This window comes from Paenibacillus sp. SSG-1 (assembly GCF_002224835.1).
In the GTDB taxonomy this organism is placed as follows: domain Bacteria; phylum Bacillota; class Bacilli; order Paenibacillales; family Paenibacillaceae; genus Paenibacillus_AQ; species Paenibacillus_AQ favisporus.
The window spans coordinates 4,799,981-4,815,475 of sequence record NZ_MBRK01000001.1 but is presented as its reverse complement, the minus strand read 5'-3'; the positions used below and the strand labels follow the sequence as shown (position 1 = coordinate 4,815,475).

Below are 15,495 nucleotides of genomic sequence, written 5' to 3'. Positions count from 1 at the left end.
ATGAAAGTCCGGTTATGCGGACTTTCATCATACAACTTGTACGTACAACTATAGTGGGAGAGGAAGTGTCTGCAATGCTGGAAGCACTGAAACAGCAGGTGCTGGAAGCGAATTTGGACCTGCCCAAACACGGGCTCGTCACGTTTACCTGGGGAAATGTCAGCGGCATCGACCGCGAGAGCGGGCTGTTCGTCATCAAGCCGAGCGGGGTGCCTTACGAAGAATTGAAGGCGGAGGACATGGTCGTCGTTGACCTGGAAGGCCGGGTGGTTGAAGGGGATTTGCGCCCGTCGTCCGATACGCCGACGCATATGGTGCTGTACCGCTCCTTCCCGGAAATCGGCGGCGTGGTGCATACCCACTCCCCGTGGGGCACGAGCTGGGCCCAGGCCGGGCGGGCGCTGCCTGCTTGCGGGACGACGCATGCCGACTATTTCTACGGTGAGATTCCGGTCACCCGACCGATGACGAAGGTGGAGATTGAAGGCGCTTACGAGCTGGAGACCGGCAACGTCATCGTGGAACGTTTTCACGAGCTGGGATTGGACCCGCTGGAGGTGCCGGGGATTCTCGTGCATGCGCATGCCCCGTTCGTCTGGGGCAAGGATGCGCATAATGCGGTGCACAATGCGGTGGTGCTCGAGGAAGTGGCCAAGATTACGGCCCGGATGCTTCAGCTGAACCCGGAGACGCCGCCGATGGACCAAAGCCTGCTGGACCGCCACTTTTTGCGGAAGCATGGAGTTAACGCCTACTACGGGCAGAAGTGATATAGCAGCACTTATAAATTTGAAATGCGGAGGAATCCAAAATGGGGAAAAAGTATACCATCGGAGTGGATTATGGGACCCAGTCCGGACGTGCTGTACTGGTGGATTTATCGAACGGCCATGAAATCGCCGACCATGTAACGCCGTATCCGCACCATGTCATTGACGAGCGTCTCCCTGGATCGGGCATCAAGCTGGAATATGATTGGGCGCTGCAGCATCCGGACGATTACCTGGAGGTGCTGAGAACTTCCGTGCCGGCCGTCGTTCGTGAATCGGGCGTCAATCCCGAGGACATCATCGGCATCGGCATCGATTTTACGGCCTGTACGATGCTGCCGGTCGACGAGGCCGGCGAGCCTCTGTGCTTCCAGGCCGAGCTGGCGGACCAGCCGCACAGCTGGGTGAAGCTGTGGAAGCACCACGCGGCGCAGCCGGAAGCCGACAAGATCAACCGCATCGCCGAGGAGCGCGGCGAAGCGTTTCTGGCCCGGTACGGCGGCAAAATTTCGTCCGAGTGGATGATCGCCAAAATTTGGCAAATCCTGGACGAGGCGCCGGACATCTATGAGAAGACGAACATGTTTCTGGAAGCGACGGACTGGGTCATCTCGCAGATGACGGGCAACATTGTCCGCAACAGCTGTACGGCGGGCTATAAGGCCATTTGGCATAAGCGTGACGGCTATCCATCCAAGGAATACTTCAAAGCGCTCGATCCGCGCCTGGAGCATCTGACCGATACGAAGCTGCGCGGCGAGGTCATTCCGCTTGGAAGCAATGCCGGAGGACTGCAGCCGTCCATGGCGGAGATGATGGGCCTTAAGCCGGGCATTGCGGTGGCGGCAGGCAACGTGGACGCTCATGCGGCCGTGCCGGCGGTCGGCGTCGTGACGCCGGGCAAGCTCGTCATGGCCATGGGCACGTCGATCTGCCATATGGTGCTCGGCACGGAAGAAAAAGAAGTCGAAGGCATGTGCGGCGTCGTGGAGGACGGCATCATTCCGGGGCTCTTCGGATACGAAGCCGGGCAGTCAGCGGTCGGGGATATTTTTGAGTGGTACGTGGAAGAGTCCTTGCCTGCCTATGTGAAGGAAGCTGCGTCGAAGGAAGGGCTGAGTGTTCACCAATGGCTGGAAAGGGAAGCCTCCGCCTACAAACCGGGCCAATCGGGCCTGCTCGCCCTCGACTGGTGGAACGGCAACCGATCCGTTCTGGTCGATACCGACCTGACGGGGATGATCCTTGGCATGACGCTGCTGACGAAGCCGCAGGAAGTATACCGTGCCCTGCTTGAAGCGACCGCCTTCGGCACCCGGAAAATCGTCGACGCGTTCCAGGAGAGCGGTGTCGATGTGGATGCGCTCTACGCCTGCGGGGGCCTGCCGCAGAAAAATCGCCTGCTGATGCAGATTTACGCCGACGTGACCAAACGCGAAATTTTCGTGGCGGATTCCAAGCAGACGCCGGCGCTCGGGGCTGCGATTTTCGCCGCGGTGGCTGCAGGCAAGGAAGCCGGCGGCTACGACGATGTCGTGACTGCGGCGCAGCAAATGGCGCGCGTTAAGGAGGAGACGTTCAAGCCGATTCCGGAGAACGTTGAAGTATACGAGAAGCTGTATCAGGAATACAACCTGCTGCACGATTACTTTGGCCGCGGCGAGAATGATGTGATGAAGCGGCTGAAGAAGATCAAGCTGTCCACGGAAGCGGAGCTGAAGCCCGTCCGGTAATAGGCTCCGAAACATAAACTTATACTTTCTTTCTGATCTCATAACAAAAACGCCTATCGACGTATCTTCACGGAAGGCAGACCGCATTTAGCGGAAGTTTTTCTTGCGAGATCCGGAAGCGGAGGCTCCGAAACCTATACTTTCTGATCTCTTAACAAAAACGCCTATCGACGTATCTTCACAGAAGGCAGACCGCATTTAGCGGAAGTTTTTCTTGCGAGATCCGGAAGCAGAGGCTCCGAAACCTATACTTTCTTTCTGATCTCATAACAAAGGACCGTCCTGTATTCAGGAACGGTCCTTGTTTAGACGTATGGCCTATTAAGTAACTGCAGCCGTCTTTAGGAAGAACGGATTTCCAGCACCTCGTATTTGATCAGTCCCATCGGTGCATCGACGGTCACGACGTCCCCGACCGTTTTACCGATCAGCTCTTTGCCCAGCGGGCTTTCATACGAGATTTTGTTCTGGTAGACGTCGGCTTCCGCCGGACCAACCACGCGGTACTCGAGATCTTCTTTGAACTCGATATCGTGCAGCTTCACGAACGAGCCGACACTGACAGCAGATGAGTCTGCCTTATCGGCAATGCGGGCTTTGGTCAGCATTTTCTCCAGCTGCAAAATGCGGGTCTCCATAAAAGCTTGGTCATCTTTGGCGGAGTGATATTCGCTGTTCTCCTTCAAGTCGCCGTAGCTGATCGCCAGCTTGATGCGTGCGGCCAGCTCTTTGCGCTTGACGGTCTTCAATTCCTCAAGCTCAGCCTCCAGTTGGGCAAGGCCTTCGGGGGTCAAAATAATTTCGTCATTGGACATAGTTCACAACTCCTCTTCATTACATTTTACACGATATCCATATTTCATGCGAAACATTCGGCGTTAGCGCGTAAATTGAAGAGACGGTAAAGTATCAGTCGAGTATTAGTCTTCCTTAACATCATACAGGACGCGGGCGAGCAGATCCTGGCTGTAGTTGCCGAAGTTTTTGCCGTAGATGGTCAAGCCGCGCTTGTTGACCGACTGCTCGGTGACCGAGAGGCGGAAGGTAAGCTCGCTCTTGTAATCCAGCTGAATTTGGTCCAGCGTCACGTCGGAAATCCGGCAGCCGTCGATGAAACTGCCATCGTTGTTGATGCGGATCAGCTTCAGCATGCCGTATTGGTTCAGATGCGGCGGCCACCAATCCGGGTTAAACGTGCCGCGGGCATCCCCGAAGTCCCCCGGGCTGGTCCAGGAACCGATTTCGATCCCGTTTAAGTGAAAATAAATGTCCGACGGGTAGTTATCGTTATATCCCGGTGCTTCCGAGCTGAGCTCCATGGAAAACTGGATTTCGCGGAACGTCTGGTTCGGCTTTAAATAATTCGGAATCCGGTATTCCAGAAACCCTTCCGCCAGCCAAATGATCTCGGCGTCGATCCGCTGCGGATCCGCAAAATAACGCGGGTCGTCAAAGTCGCCGACGATGCTGTCCTTGGTGGCCAAACCGCAGGTAGGAACCGCCTGATAGTTGCTGTAGTGGCCGACTTGAATTTCAACTTCATACAGGTTTTCGACGTCCCTGCTGCGCAGGTCGACCATCAGTTTGTCCTTATTCAAGTAACAGATCTTCTGAATGCCGTGTTTGCCGACGCTGGTATTGATTTCAATCAGACCGCTTTCCTCCAGCTTTTTGATGTGCATAGTAATCGCACCGTTGCTGAGGTTCAGCCGGGTGGCCAAGTCGTTCAGGTTCAGCGCCTGGTTTTTCGCGAGCAGTTCGAGAATTTGAATCCGGATTTCCGAGCTGAGGGCCTTGAAAATGTCGATCCCGCTCATCAGATTTTTAATATAGATCATGGAATTGAATACCTTCTTCCGATTGTAGAGGTGGTGTTCTTTTATTTTAAATAATTATAAACTAACTAAATCGTTAATGAAAGCATGCATTCCTTTTTTGTAGATATATACGAAATAGTCATAGCATATTCTACAAAACACAGAGGGGACTTTAGGTATTTTTAAAGTAAAACAAACTAGCATTCCCCTTGATTTTATAAGGTTTCTTAGAGTTTATACATAGCGCCGGACACAGAAATTTCATTTTGGTTTAAAAAAATATAAATAGATTTACATTTATTTATTTACAGCATACTTCATGTATGTTATTTTATACTTGTAAACGGATTCATTCAATTTATCTCAAATTATTTTATTATTTTCTAAAATGGAAGGTGATATCAGTGGCATCAGCAGCAAATAAGGCCAGGGTGGTCGTGGACAAGGCGTTTCGGATCGCCGATGTGGATAAGCGCATCTACGGCTCGTTTATTGAGCATTTAGGCCGCGCCGTATACGGCGGCATATATGACCCGTCCCATCCCGAGACGGACAGCCTCGGTTTCCGGGAGGACGTAAAGCAGCTGGTTCAGGAACTGGGCGTGCCCATTATCCGTTATCCCGGGGGTAATTTTGTGTCCGGCTACAATTGGGAAGATGGCGTCGGTCCGCGCGAGTCGCGTCCAAGAAGACTGGAGCTGGCTTGGCGGACAATCGAGCCGAACGAAGTCGGGACGAACGAGTTCATGGCATGGGCCAAGGAGATCGGCTCCGAGGTCATGATGGCGGTCAACCTGGGAACGCGGGGCGTGGATGCGGCAAGGAACCTGCTCGAGTACTGTAACCATCCAAGCGGAAGCTACTGGAGCGATCTGCGGCGCAGCCACGGCTATGATCAGCCCCATAAGGTCAAGACCTGGTGCCTCGGCAACGAAATGGACGGACCTTGGCAGATTGGCCAGAAGACGCCGCAGGAGTACGGACGCCTGGCTTATGAGACCGGCAAGGCCATGAAGCTGGTGGACCCCGATATCGAGCTGGTATCATGCGGCAGCTCCAGCACGGGAATGCCGACATTCCCGGAATGGGAAGCCATTACACTGGATCATACATATGACGTAGCCGACTTCGTATCCCTGCACCAGTACTACGGCAACCGGGACGGCGATTCGGCAAACTTCCTGGCGCGCACGATGGACATGGACCATTTTATCCGCACCGTCATTTCCACCTGCGACTACGTGAAGGCGAAGAAGCGGAGCAAGAAGACGATGTACCTGAGCTTCGACGAGTGGAACGTCTGGTACCATTCAAACGATGCGGATACGAAGATCGATCCCTGGACCGTCGGTCCGCCACAGCTGGAGGATGTTTACAACTTTGAAGATGCGCTGCTGGTCGGCGGGATGCTAATCACCTTCCTGAAGCATGCCGACCGGGTGAAGATGGCCTGCCTTGCGCAGCTGGTCAACGTGATCGCGCCGATCATGACCGAGACCGGAGGGCGCTCCTGGAAGCAGACGATTTTCTATCCATACCTGCACGCTTCACGTTACGGACGCGGGGTATCCCTGCAACCGATCGTGGATTCGCCGAAATATGACGCCCAGGATTACACCGATGTGCCTTATTTGGAGACGGCGGTCGTATATAACGAAGAGGAAGAAGAGCTGACCATTTTTGCGCTGAATCGCCATTTGGAGGAGGCGCTTGACGTGGAATGCGACGTCAGAGGCTTTGAAGGCTACCAGATTGCTGAGCATATCGTTCTGGAGAACGACGATTTGAAAGCGGTCAATACCGCGGCCGAAGAGAACGTTAAACCGCATTCGCGAGGCAGTGCGGCATTGAAGGACGGGTTTGTGAGCACCCGCCTGTCCAAGGCATCCTGGAACGTGATCCGGCTGAAAAAGGCTTAATTAGGGCAGGTCCTTGCTGCCTGACTGGCAGGCGAGTTCCGGCATACCAGCTTCATAATCCATTGGCATGGACGTAACCCATAACATCATAGACTCGCATGACTGCATCTGCCGATTCCTCTTTGACGTTTGGCAAAGGAAAGATCGTGCCAAGAGGAACGGCAGATGTTTTTTGTGGGACAAAACGCCCCGCAGGAGCGATGGCGGCATCTATCCAACATGGACTTGATGTACATCAACATGTACGTACAAGTGAAAAGGGCTCGTGTGAAATTGCAAGCTTTCAAGTTTTTCAAATCAAAAGAAGTACGCTGAACAATAAAAAAATACGAGATATAGTATTCCATTTAGGGGGCGGAAGTTTTGAAGAAGAGCTTTGTTATTTCATTATTGATGATATTTGCGGCAAGCATGCTGTTGTCGGCATGCGGAAGCAGCAGCGAGAAGACGATTACGTTCTGGACGCCGCTGACGGGCGACGACGGAGCATATATGGATGAGATCGTTAAAGAATACAACGCGACGAATCCCGACATCAAAGTGAAGCACGTCATCACTTCCGATATGTACACCAAGCTTTCGACCGTGCTGAACTCGGGCAAAGGCGTTCCGGACCTGGCCATTATCCATGCCGACCGCGTTCCCGGCTTCGCGAAGCAGGGCGTGCTGGAACCGATCGAAAGCGCGATCAAGGGGCAGCCGGAAATCAAGGAAGCGAATTACCTGCCGCAAGCCTGGTCCACAGGCAGCATCGACGGCACCCAATATACGGTTCCGCTCGACATTCACAGCAACGTCATGTACTACAACAAAGATTTGCTGAAAAAGTATAACGCGGAATCCATTCTCGACGACAATGTCGTGACCATCGACGAAATGCTGTCCCTGAAAGGCAAGCTGGCTTCGGACGAATATGTCGTCAACGATGCGCTGCTGGGCTGGGTCATTCTGGCACAGGTTCAGGACCTGGGCGGAGACATCCAGGACAACGGCAAGCCGGCCGTCAATACGCCGGTGATGAAGCAGGCTTTTGAAAATGTGAAAAAGATCGCCGACGCCGGCCTCATGACACCGTTCGGCGAAGACGGCTACTTGATGTTCCAGTCCGGCAAAGTGCTGTTCTCGACAGACGGAACCTGGAGCTCGACGGCCCATGCCAAGGTCGACGGTCTGAATTTCGGCGTAACCAACGTGTACTCGCCGACGGCGGACAAGTTCACGAACCGCGCTTCCTCCCACTTGTTCACGATGTTCAAGAACGACAAGCGCTTGGACGAGAAGGAAGCGGGCATCGGCGCCTTCCTGGAATTCGTGCGCGAGCACTCCCTGGAATGGGCGAAAGCCGGACAAATCGTCGCAAGTAAGCAGGTGAACGAAAGTCCGGAGTACAAGCAGTTCATGCAGTCCTTCTTCACCTCGAATGAGCAGGAGACCAAATCGCTGTACATCTACACTTACGAATACTATCCGTACGTAGCCGAAGCCGTGGATACGTACTGTGCCGATATCGTCCGGGGCAATGTGGACTTAGACGAAACGCTGCAGACGATGCAGAAGTTCGTCGAGGATAAGATCGCAGAGAGCAGCAGTAAACAGGCGACCAAGTAGGCCTTTTGCTAAGCAGATAGAATGAGCTAAAGAAATGAATGTTATAGGCCGTATGAGGGCCGTTTTAACAGGAGGTTCCATGCACTAACTTTAGTTCAATCTATATAGAACGAAGGAAATAGTGTGCCGGACCGAAAGCGTCTGGTGCATTATTTCTCCAAAAGGAGAAATTACAAGGCTATGAATAAGAAATTATTTGCACCGTTTTTCTTTGTCGGCCCTCATCTGATTCTGTTTCTGATCTTTATTCTGATCCCGACGATTTACGGAATCTATGCTTCGTTTACGCAGTGGAACCTGATGAACGATCCGGAATGGATCGGCCTGGCCAACTATAAAACGATTTTGTTCGACAGCAGCTCGACCTTCCACACCCAATTTTTCAACGGCCTGAAAAATACACTGCTGTTCGTCGTGATCAGCGTTCCGCTGCTCATCGTCATTCCTTTGCTGGTCGCCGTCGCGCTCGAGCACAAGCAGGTCAAGCTGAAAGGTGTCATTCAGTCGATCATCTATATTCCCGGCTTGATTTCCATTTCCGCGGCTGCTCTGATCTGGCTGCTTATTTTCAATAAACAGCTGGGCATTACCGGCAACGTATTCCATTCGCAGGTGGCCTGGGCGGCGACGCAGCCTTATGCGTGGATCATTATTTTCGTCATCACGGTATGGGGCGGCGTTGGCGGCAACATGATCATTTACCGCGCGTCCATTGCCGGCGTCTCCAAGGAATTGTACGAGGCGGCGGAAATCGACGGAGCCGGATCCGTGCGCAGATTTTTCAGCATTACCCTGCCATCCATCAATTTCCCGCTGATCTATACGTTCGTCATGACGACGGCAGGCGCGTTCAACGTGTTCGGCCAGCCGTTAATGATGACCGATGGGGGACCGAGACAGAGCACGCACGTCCTGATGATGTACATCCGCCAGCTGGCCTTCGGCCAAGGGGAATCGATTGCCGGCATGGCGTCGGCGATGGCCGTACTGCTCGGTTTGGTCATTCTGGTCATTTCGGCGCTGCAGTACTATGTCATGAATCGAAATACGAGGTAGGCCGCTTAGGCAGAGGCTGGATTTAGGATACGAGAGGTAGGGTTAATCAAAATGTCCAAAAAAGTAAGTATCTCCAAATATATCGCTTACCTGTTCTTGATCGTGCTTTGCGTCATTTGGGTGATTCCGGTCGTGTTCGGAATTACGACTTCCTTCCGTTCGCAGACCGAGGTCGTGTCCTCGGGCTTTCGGCTGTTTCCGAAGGAATGGATATTTGAGAATTACGTCGCCATTCTGGAGAATACGTCCACGGCGCCGATTTTACGCTGGCTGTTCAATTCCGTCTTTATCGCGGTATCGCACACCCTGCTCGTCATCGTCATTATTTCGCTTACGGGTTACGGGTATTCCCGCATGAACTTCAAAGGGAGAGACACGCTGTTCTTCACGCTGCTGGGCATTTCGTTTTTTCCGGGCGTCGTCAACATCATCCCTTCCTATAAAATCATCGACGCCTTCGGCTGGGTGAACACCTCTTGGGCCATGATCATCCCCGGTCTCGCAGGGATGGGCAACATTTTTCTGGTCCGGCAGTTTATGAAAGGTATTCCGGGCGAGCTGGATGAATCGGCGCGTGTGGACGGCGCAGGGGATTTCCGCATTTATTTTTCGATCATCCTGCCGCTCATCAAGCCGGTGCTGATCGTGTGCGGCCTGTTTTCCTTCGTCGGATCGTGGAACGACTTCCTGTGGCCGGTTATCGTATATACGGACGTGGATAAAATGCCGATTACAGCGGGCTTGCTGCTGCTTCAGGATATTTACGGCAACTACCGCATGATCGGGCAGCTGATGGGCTCGGCGATGCTGGCGATCATTCCGACGCTGCTTCTGTTCGCGTTCGCCCAGAAATATTTTATTCAGTCGATCAATTTGAACTCTGGCATTAAAGGATAATAGCTAGTTTTTATCAAAATAAAGAAGATCTATATAAGTTGAAAATTAAAATGGATGCTTAGGGCAAGTACGTAAAATGTTCCTGCGATCAACTCTTGTTTTCGGATTTCTTGATTGGATTGAACCCGTGAAAGGGAGAAATCCGAAAGCCAAATATGAACGCTTCGCTTCTTCGGAATCATTTAACTCCCTTGCTTGCATCGTATTCTTTGGTTCAACCTATCTAGCATCTTATGGGAGGATTCAGTAATGCATAACGTGATCGTCAATACGGATATTTCCAAAGGAAAAATCAATAAAAATATATACGGCCATTTTGCGGAGCATCTGGGCCGCTGCATTTACGAAGGGATTTGGGTCGGCGAGGATTCGCCGATTCCGAATACGAAGGGAATCCGCAACGACGTGCTGGCGGCCCTCAAGAACATCAAGGTGCCGGTTCTGCGCTGGCCGGGCGGCTGCTTTGCCGACGAGTACCACTGGAAGGACGGCGTCGGCCCAAGGGAAGGCCGTAAACGGATGGTCAATACGCACTGGGGCGGAGTCGTCGAAAACAACCATTTCGGCACCCATGAATTTTTGCTGCTCTGCGAGCTGCTGGAATGCGAGCCGTACATTTGCGGCAACGTCGGCAGCGGCACAGTTCAGGAGATGTCCGAGTGGGTGGAGTACATGACGTTTGGCGGCGAATCGCCGATGGCCAACTGGCGCAAGGAGAACGGCAGAGAGCAGCCGTGGAAGCTGAAGTATTTTGGCGTCGGCAACGAAAACTGGGGCTGCGGAGGCAACATGCGTCCCGAATACTACGCTGATCTGTACCGCCGTTTCCAGACGTACGTGCGCAATTACGGCGACAATAAGATTTACAAAATCGCCGGCGGCGCCAATGTGGACGATTATAACTGGACGGAAGTGCTGATGAAAAACGCCGGCTGGCTGATGGACGGTCTGAGCCTGCACTACTATACGATTCCGGGGGACTTCTGGTTGGGCAAAGGCTCGGCGCTCGATTTTGAAGAAGCCGAATGGTTTATCACCATGAAGAAGGCGCTGCATATGGACGAACTGATCACAAAGCACAGCACGATCATGGACAAATACGATCCGGAGAAGCGCGTCGGCATGATCATCGACGAGTGGGGCACCTGGTTTGACGTGGAGCCGGGCACAAATCCGGGATTTTTGTACCAGCAGAACTCGATCCGCGACGCGCTGGTGGCCGGCGTGCATTTCAACATTTTCCACAACCATGCGGACCGTGTCCAGATGACGAACATCGCCCAGACGGTGAACGTCCTTCAGGCAATGATTTTGACCGAAGGCGAGAAGATGATCCTGACGCCAACGTATCATGTGTTCGATATGTTCAAGGTCCATCAGGATGCCGAGGTGCTGGCCGTCGAGTCTGCGGTCGGAAGCTATGAAATGGGTGGAGAGGCGCTGCCGCAGGTAACCGTGTCGGCTTCCAAGGATGCCGAAGGCAAGGTGCATGTCAGCCTGGTCAATATCGACCATGCCGGCGAAGCCGAAATCAGCCTGGATCTTCGCGGCTTTGCTGCCGAAAGCGTGCAGGCTTCCGGCACGATTCTGACGGCCGACCGGATGAACGCGCACAATACGTTCGAGCAGCCGGACGCCGTGGCACCAAAATCGTTTGACGGCGCCAATGTTGAGGGCGGTCGTTTGAGCGTGAAGCTGCCGCCGATGTCCGTCGTTACGCTGGCCATTCATTAATCGAAGGTTGGCTGCGTGCAGTGCCATTACATTTACAGCAAATAGGGAGGGTGAATTGTCATGGATCGTCAGGAAGGCTGCAAAGGGTGCAGCGAGAGCGTCCAGGTATCGCCGGAAAAACTGCAGCGGCTCGTAGAGATCGCGACCCGCGGCAGGGAGACGGCATCCGAAGAGGTATACCGCCGGCGGATCGGGCAGTGCGAACAGTGTCCGGGGCTTCAATACGGAACGACCTGCCAATACTGCGGCTGTCTCGTTGAGGTGAAGACCCGGCTGCTGGAATCCGCTTGTCCTTATCCTTTTGCCCCGAAATGGAATTGATTTTGGCATGAAGACATAAGACATAAAGGAGAGCCTGATATGGAGAGAAACGAAACTTACAACAACCCGGTCGTGGAGCAGCGCGCCGATCCATGGGTTTACAAGCATACGGATGGTTATTATTATTTCACGGCTTCTGTGCCGGAGTACGACCGGATCGAAATCCGCCGTTCCAAGACCTTGCAGGGTTTGGGTGAAGCCGAACCCGTTGTGGCATGGCGCAAATACGAGACCGGACCGCTGAGCGCGAACATCTGGGCGCCGGAGATTCATTTTATTCAGGGAAAATGGTACATCTACTTTGCGGCGGCGCGGACGACCGAGACGAATGACGGATTGTTCGACCACCGGATGTACGTCCTGGAGAACGACTCGGCTAATCCGCTGGAAGGAACCTGGACAGAGAAGGGAAAGATCCGCACCCAGTGGGAGTCCTTTGCGCTGGACGCGACCACCTTTGAGCATAACGGAGTGCTGTACTATGTTTGGGCCCAGAAAGACCCGGACATCGAGGGCAATTCAAATCTGTACATTTCGGAAATGAGCAATCCTTGGACGCTGCAGGGCAAACAGGTTATGATCTCGACCCCGGAGTATCCGTGGGAAGTGATCGGCTTTAAAGTCAACGAAGGGGCAGCCGTACTGAAGCGGAACGGACGCATCTTCATCAGCTATTCGGCCAGCGCCACCGACCACAATTACTGCATGGGCCTGCTGTATGCCGACGAATCGGCGGATCTGCTCGATCCGGCCTCCTGGGTGAAGTCGCCGGAACCGGTATTCGCCACCAACGAGGAGAACGGGCAGTATGGGCCGGGACATAACAGCTTCACGGTATCCGAGGACGGGGAAGACGTCATTGTTTATCATGCCCGGAATTATAAAGAAATTATCGGCGATCCGCTGTACGATCCGAACCGGCATACGCGGATGCAGGTGTTCGGCTGGAGTGAGGACGGGACGCCGAATTTCGGGGTGCCGGTGAAGGACGGAGAACGGTAATTTGTAATTGTACGTCAAATAAGATCTTGAGGAGTCTGCAGCTTGGCTGCAGACTCCTTTAAGTTTTTAAGTTGAACTAACGAAAACGATGCAAGCAAGGGAGAAAAATGATTCCGAAGAAGCGAAGCGTTCACATTTGGCTTTCGGATTTCTACCTTATGTGGGTACCTATAAAATCAAGAAATCCGAAAACAAGAGTGATCGTAGGGACATTTTACGTACTTGCACTATCATCCATCTCGACTTTTTAACTTAGTAACATGATGAATGTACTCGATTGACGTTCTTTCTATTTACCCAGCCCCTCCGGATGCAAAGTCCCTTCGCGCAGTGGTATGATATATTTATGAGAGCGGTTTAGCGAGAGAAGAGGGGGAGGAAGTTGAACAAAGATCGACTGGATATGATCGAGTACCAGATCGCCCTGCTGGTCCGGCTGACGACGGCGCTCAGCCCCAGATTCGGGAACCTGGACCGGTCGGAATATCTCCTGCTCAGCGAGCTGGAGCACGCGGGCCCGCTGGCGATCAACGTGCTGGCAGAGCATCTGCTGCTGAACCTGTCCACGGCCAGCAGGCAAATCGCGGTGCTGGAATCCAAAGATTACGTCAAGCGGTATCCGGACACGAACAATGGCCGAATCAGCCTCATTGAGATTACACCCGGCGGGCTGGATATTCTCCACAAAGTCCAGAAAGCCAGACATGATGCGTACGCGGACATCCTCAAGGAATGGAACGGTGATGGGCTGCAGCACTTGGAGGACAGCCTGACCCGGCTTAACCGGGATTTGAAACAACGGCATAAGTAGATCAGGAAAAAGCTGTGGATTTATCCAATAGCTTTTTCTCGCTGCCTGCGAAAATCCCGTTGCCAGCTGATCCGCATATGTTGTATAATACAACTTGCTATTTACAAGTTGTTCTGCATACGGACGTAATCATATACAAGACGAAAGGAGGAATCCGGATGAGTCAACTCATTAGCACTCCGATGTCGGAGAAAGAAAGGGTGGCCGTTCCGCAGTATTTGATCATATCGCTGCTGACGATTTTTGCGATCGGGCCCCAATACTTCAGCAATCTGGCTTATACCATCAACCAAGTGATCATTCAGAACGGGCTGGATATGAGCTCGAATGATCTGCAGCTGCCGTCCACGCTGTCGAACCTGGCTTTCGCGCTCGGAGTACCATTTGGACCGGTGCTGGCCCGCAGATTCGGCCTCAAGGCGCACTATCTGACGATGGTGTTTATTTTTTTGTGCGGCTCGTTGATTAACGCCGTGTCCACCGATGTGGCCGCCTTGACGATCGGGAAGGTGATTCAGGGCCTCAGCGCCGGTACGCTGTTTCTGGCGATTTTGCCGGTGAGCCTCCGTTCATTTCCGAACAAGATCCGCAATACATTTCTGTTTATGGTCATTACGGGCCTGTTTGGGGCAAGTGCCGTCGGAGCCTATTTCGGAGCCGTCTCCCTCAGCCTGGACGCCTGGCGCTGGCTGTACGTGCTGAACGTCGTCTCCGCCGTCCTCTGTCTGGCCGTTGGCTATTACGGCCTCCCGAAGTCGGAGGAGCATCACGGCGAGCACGAGCCATTGGATAAAACGGGAGTGTTTTTGTTTGTATTGACCATGATTTCGCTGGTGATTCCGCTGTGCAATTTAATGCAAAAGGGGTTCACTTCGTATGAGGTGTGGCCGTTTTTGGCCGTCGCCGTCATATTGGCGGTTCTGTTCGTCATCGTCGACCTCAGGGCCAAGACGCCGCTCGTACCTTTCCGTACGCTGAAGGCGCCCAAGCCGATTTCGGGCACGATCATGGCGATCGCGTCCCATGCGGTGCTCATCTTTGCGATTGCGGGAATCACCGGCTTTTTGAAAAATAACGTCAGCTTGTCGCCAAGTTATTTGTCCCATTTTTTCCTGTGGTTCTTCGTCGGCATTCTGATCACGGCTATTTTGAAAACCCTGCTGTACGACCGGCTCGGCGCCGGCGTCCTGGGTTTTATCGGATCGCTGGCCATTATTTATGTCTGCCTCAGCTGGCGGAACCTGGTGCCTACGGTAACGCTGCCTAAGCTTTACTTCCAGGCCGCCTGCCTTGGCGGAGGCGTCAGTATGGCTCTGGTCAGCGGAGCGCTCGGCACGGCCCTCGCGGGGGATATTCACAAAGCCTCCATGCGCTCCACGACGCTGCATACGATGCGAAATATCGTCGGCGCGGTGCTGTCTCCGCTGCTGGGCTGGTATTTGAGCCGACAGAACACCGTGAATTACGAGCAGATCCGTTCCCATCTGGGCGAGTTCGATGCCGAAACGAAGCTGGAGCTGGCACAGATGACCCGGAAGCTGATGGGATCCGGAATGACAGCGGCCCAGGCGCAGAGCACGGCTTCCTATGAGCTGATTGCTAATACGAAGCGGGCGGCCATCCTAGGAGCGTACCACCACTTGTTTACGATGATGCTGGTTCTCGCAGTCATTATATTGCTGGCGTCGATCGGAAAAATCGTGACAGGCAAAGGCCTTTCGCTGGTGCAAAAGCCGAAAAAGCCGCTTGCTCTGCCGGGTCCAAAGGAAAGAGTAACAGCGGAATCCCATTCTTAAGATAAATTCAGAATAGAACGATATGGAGGAG

Annotated in this window: 14 protein-coding genes; 12 read left to right on the top strand and 2 right to left on the bottom strand. The window is 53.3% G+C overall.

The features are described 5' to 3' along the window. Positions 1-74 precede the first annotated feature (74 nt). A complete protein-coding gene (araD, locus tag BCV73_RS22255) occupies positions 75-770 on the top strand; it encodes an L-ribulose-5-phosphate 4-epimerase (RefSeq protein ID WP_076173553.1) in 696 nt (231 codons plus the stop codon). A 41-nt stretch (positions 771-811) separates the two neighbouring features. Then, positions 812-2,503 (top strand): ribulokinase, encoded by a 1,692-nt coding sequence (locus BCV73_RS22250; protein WP_076173554.1) that lies wholly within the window; start codon positions 812-814, stop codon positions 2,501-2,503. A 341-nt stretch (positions 2,504-2,844) separates the two neighbouring features. Here BCV73_RS22250 and greA read toward each other — a convergent pair whose 3' ends face one another. Together greA and BCV73_RS22240 are read right to left on the bottom strand one after the other, a co-directional pair. Next, positions 2,845-3,318 carry a transcription elongation factor GreA gene (gene greA, locus BCV73_RS22245; RefSeq protein ID WP_076173555.1) on the bottom strand — a complete coding sequence of 158 codons (474 nt, stop codon included), beginning with the start codon at positions 3,316-3,318 and terminating at the stop codon, positions 2,845-2,847. 105 nt (positions 3,319-3,423) lie between these two features. Continuing rightward, complete coding sequence (locus tag BCV73_RS22240) at positions 3,424-4,341, bottom strand: ArsR/SmtB family transcription factor (RefSeq protein WP_076173556.1); 918 nt, start codon at positions 4,339-4,341, stop codon at positions 3,424-3,426. 302 nt (positions 4,342-4,643) lie between these two features. Between BCV73_RS22240 and arfA the strand changes: the two genes are divergently transcribed. The 10 genes from arfA (at position 4,644) to BCV73_RS22195 (ending at position 15,464) form a co-directional block, all read left to right on the top strand. Then, positions 4,644-6,239 (top strand): arabinosylfuranosidase ArfA, encoded by a 1,596-nt coding sequence (arfA, locus tag BCV73_RS22235; protein ID WP_089548565.1) that lies wholly within the window; start codon positions 4,644-4,646, stop codon positions 6,237-6,239. 98 nt (positions 6,240-6,337) lie between these two features. Next, positions 6,338-6,739 (top strand): hypothetical protein, encoded by a 402-nt coding sequence (locus BCV73_RS35475; protein ID WP_218828172.1) that lies wholly within the window; start codon positions 6,338-6,340, stop codon positions 6,737-6,739. Further along, a complete protein-coding gene (locus BCV73_RS22230; protein WP_089550360.1) occupies positions 6,633-7,847 on the top strand; it encodes an extracellular solute-binding protein in 1,215 nt (404 codons plus the stop codon). The genes BCV73_RS35475 and BCV73_RS22230 overlap by 107 nt, the downstream gene beginning before the upstream one ends. 180 nt (positions 7,848-8,027) lie before the next feature. Beyond that, positions 8,028-8,903: a carbohydrate ABC transporter permease gene (locus BCV73_RS22225; protein ID WP_089548564.1), complete on the top strand. Its 876-nt coding sequence runs from the start codon at positions 8,028-8,030 to the stop codon at positions 8,901-8,903. Between the two features lie 51 nt (positions 8,904-8,954). Beyond that, entirely contained in the window at positions 8,955-9,800 is an 846-nt protein-coding gene (locus tag BCV73_RS22220) for a carbohydrate ABC transporter permease (RefSeq protein WP_089548563.1), read from the top strand. A 249-nt stretch (positions 9,801-10,049) separates the two neighbouring features. Beyond that, on the top strand, positions 10,050-11,534 hold the full coding sequence (locus BCV73_RS22215) for an alpha-N-arabinofuranosidase (RefSeq protein ID WP_089548562.1): 1,485 nt from the start codon (positions 10,050-10,052) through the stop codon (positions 11,532-11,534). Between the two features lie 60 nt (positions 11,535-11,594). Next, on the top strand, positions 11,595-11,855 hold the full coding sequence (locus BCV73_RS22210) for a DUF6171 family protein (protein WP_076173561.1): 261 nt from the start codon (positions 11,595-11,597) through the stop codon (positions 11,853-11,855). Positions 11,856-11,894: 39 nt separating this feature from the next. Next, positions 11,895-12,857, top strand: coding sequence for a glycoside hydrolase family 43 protein (locus BCV73_RS22205; protein WP_089548561.1), 963 nt, complete (start codon positions 11,895-11,897; stop codon positions 12,855-12,857). A 382-nt stretch (positions 12,858-13,239) separates the two neighbouring features. Continuing rightward, positions 13,240-13,668 (top strand): MarR family winged helix-turn-helix transcriptional regulator, encoded by a 429-nt coding sequence (locus tag BCV73_RS22200; RefSeq protein WP_240913402.1) that lies wholly within the window; start codon positions 13,240-13,242, stop codon positions 13,666-13,668. Positions 13,669-13,826: 158 nt separating this feature from the next. Then, positions 13,827-15,464 carry an MFS transporter gene (locus tag BCV73_RS22195; protein ID WP_089548560.1) on the top strand — a complete coding sequence of 546 codons (1,638 nt, stop codon included), beginning with the start codon at positions 13,827-13,829 and terminating at the stop codon, positions 15,462-15,464. Positions 15,465-15,495: the final 31 nt, after the last annotated feature.

Excerpts from the sequence above, each read along its gene's own strand:
- araD (WP_076173553.1), top strand. The coding sequence starts at position 75 with ATGCTGGAAGCACTGAAACAGCAGGTGCTGGAAGCGAATTTGGACCTG.
- BCV73_RS22250 (WP_076173554.1), top strand. The coding sequence starts at position 812 with ATGGGGAAAAAGTATACCATCGGAGTGGATTATGGGACCCAGTCCGGA.
- greA (WP_076173555.1), bottom strand. The coding sequence starts at position 3,318 with ATGTCCAATGACGAAATTATTTTGACCCCCGAAGGCCTTGCCCAACTG.
- BCV73_RS22240 (WP_076173556.1), bottom strand. The coding sequence starts at position 4,341 with ATGATCTATATTAAAAATCTGATGAGCGGGATCGACATTTTCAAGGCC.
- arfA (WP_089548565.1), top strand. The coding sequence starts at position 4,644 with ATGTTATTTTATACTTGTAAACGGATTCATTCAATTTATCTCAAATTA.
- BCV73_RS35475 (WP_218828172.1), top strand. The coding sequence starts at position 6,338 with ATGACTGCATCTGCCGATTCCTCTTTGACGTTTGGCAAAGGAAAGATC.
- BCV73_RS22230 (WP_089550360.1), top strand. The coding sequence starts at position 6,633 with ATGATATTTGCGGCAAGCATGCTGTTGTCGGCATGCGGAAGCAGCAGC.
- BCV73_RS22225 (WP_089548564.1), top strand. The coding sequence starts at position 8,028 with ATGAATAAGAAATTATTTGCACCGTTTTTCTTTGTCGGCCCTCATCTG.
- BCV73_RS22220 (WP_089548563.1), top strand. The coding sequence starts at position 8,955 with ATGTCCAAAAAAGTAAGTATCTCCAAATATATCGCTTACCTGTTCTTG.
- BCV73_RS22215 (WP_089548562.1), top strand. The coding sequence starts at position 10,050 with ATGCATAACGTGATCGTCAATACGGATATTTCCAAAGGAAAAATCAAT.
- BCV73_RS22210 (WP_076173561.1), top strand. The coding sequence starts at position 11,595 with ATGGATCGTCAGGAAGGCTGCAAAGGGTGCAGCGAGAGCGTCCAGGTA.
- BCV73_RS22205 (WP_089548561.1), top strand. The coding sequence starts at position 11,895 with ATGGAGAGAAACGAAACTTACAACAACCCGGTCGTGGAGCAGCGCGCC.
- BCV73_RS22195 (WP_089548560.1), top strand. The coding sequence starts at position 13,827 with ATGAGTCAACTCATTAGCACTCCGATGTCGGAGAAAGAAAGGGTGGCC.